The following is a 1,518-nucleotide window of genomic DNA, read 5'->3' on the forward strand; positions in this document are numbered from 1 at the left end:
ACAGGGTGGTGGTGGACAGCATCGGAGTGGCGCGTTCGACGCAGTTCTGGGCGGTGCCGTCCTCTTCGAACCCGATCCGCATCGCCTCGTGCCGCGCGGCCACCCGATCGATGGCGCGCGCCAGCCTTTCCGCGTCGATGGCGCCCTCGACACGACGCACATCGGACATCGCGTAGGAAGCGCCGCGGTCGCCGCCCAACTCGCTGCTCATCCAGAGCAGCTTCTGGCCGTCGGTGAGCGGCGCCTCACCGGCGATCGGCGACCCGCCGACGGGGTCCGGTGACCGACCGAGGACCGGTGCCTGCCCGACGGGAGCCGGYGACCGCGGCGCTTCCTACGCGATGTCCGATGTGCGTCGTGTCGAGGGCGCCATCGACGCGGAAAGGCTGGCGCGCGCCATCGATCGGGTGGCCGCGCGGCACGAGGCGATGCGGATCGGGTTCGAAGAGGACGGCACCGCCCAGAACTGCGTCGAACGCGCCACTCCGATGCTGTCCACCACCACCCTGTGCGATGCCGCGCCGGGCGAGGTCGAGGCGCTTCTGTCCCGGTTCGCACAGCGCCCGGTGGACATGGTCTCCCCCTCGCTGTTCCGGTTCCAGCTCATTCAGACGGGTGAGGCCGCCTACCTCCAGGCCACCGCACCGCACGCGGTCGTCGACGGCTGGTCGTTCGAGGTCCTGTGGGCGGAGCTGTCGTCCTTCTACCTGGGGAGTGAGGAGGACGGCGCGGTGCGCGAGCCGGCCAGCTTCCTGGAGTTCGCACGGTCGAAGCGCAAGGAGGAGGACGCGCGGTTCGAGGCGAACGAAGCGCTGTGGCGGCCGAGGCTCGACAGAGTCTGGCAGTCGTCGGGCCGAATGATCGACGGCGCCCAACCCTTCGCACCGGTCACCCGTGTCGACCACCTCCCGCAGGGCCCCCTCGCGGGCCTGCGCGAGTTGTCACGCTCCAGCAGGTCCACGATGAACACGGCGGCGTTGTCGGCGGTGGCTGTGGCCTCGTCGCTGCTCATGGCCGCTCCGCGCGCGATCGTCATGGCCTCCCGGACGGGACAACCGGCCTTCTGTCCCGGGAAGTCGCTCATCGGCTTCTGCGTGGACCTGCTACCGGTGATCGTCGAACTCCCCGACGACAGCACGCTGATGGACGTGACCAGAGACGTGCAGCAGCAGCTCGTGGCCGGCGCCGACACCGTCTCCGGCCTGTATCAGGTGCTGCCGGAGCGTCGCTACCGCCAGCGTCCGGCCATCTTCCTCGCGTTCGAGTACTCCGAGGAGATCCCGGGGACCTTGTTCGGCGCCCCGGCCACTCCGCTGTCTTTGCCGCACGAGCGCATACCGCATCCCGCGTTGATCACCGTCGAGAAACACAGTGACGGGATCGAGATCATCTCGGCGGTCTCCCAGGAGAGCGCCCTGGCTCCGTACGCGGCGGACCTGGCCGTCCGGGTGGAGCAGATCCTGGCCGACCCCACCGTGCCGCTCGGCGAACTGCGCCGACGGTGAGTCCAGGCCGCGC

Annotated in this window: 2 protein-coding genes; one reads left to right on the plus strand and one right to left on the minus strand. The window is 69.9% G+C overall.

Annotated elements, in window-relative coordinates; all coding sequences use genetic code 11:
• A partial coding sequence (locus EAO75_RS44155) for a hypothetical protein (protein WP_148000770.1) occupies positions 1-211 on the minus strand: 211 nt, incomplete at its 3' end.
• A 22-nt stretch (positions 212-233) separates the two neighbouring features.
• Between EAO75_RS44155 and EAO75_RS44160 the strand changes: the two genes are divergently transcribed.
• Entirely contained in the window at positions 234-1,505 is a 1,272-nt protein-coding gene (locus EAO75_RS44160) for a condensation domain-containing protein (RefSeq protein ID WP_261989707.1), read from the plus strand.
• Positions 1,506-1,518 lie beyond the last annotated feature (13 nt).

The organism is Streptomyces sp. UW30, assembly GCF_008042075.1.
Taxonomy (GTDB): domain Bacteria; phylum Actinomycetota; class Actinomycetes; order Streptomycetales; family Streptomycetaceae; genus Streptomyces.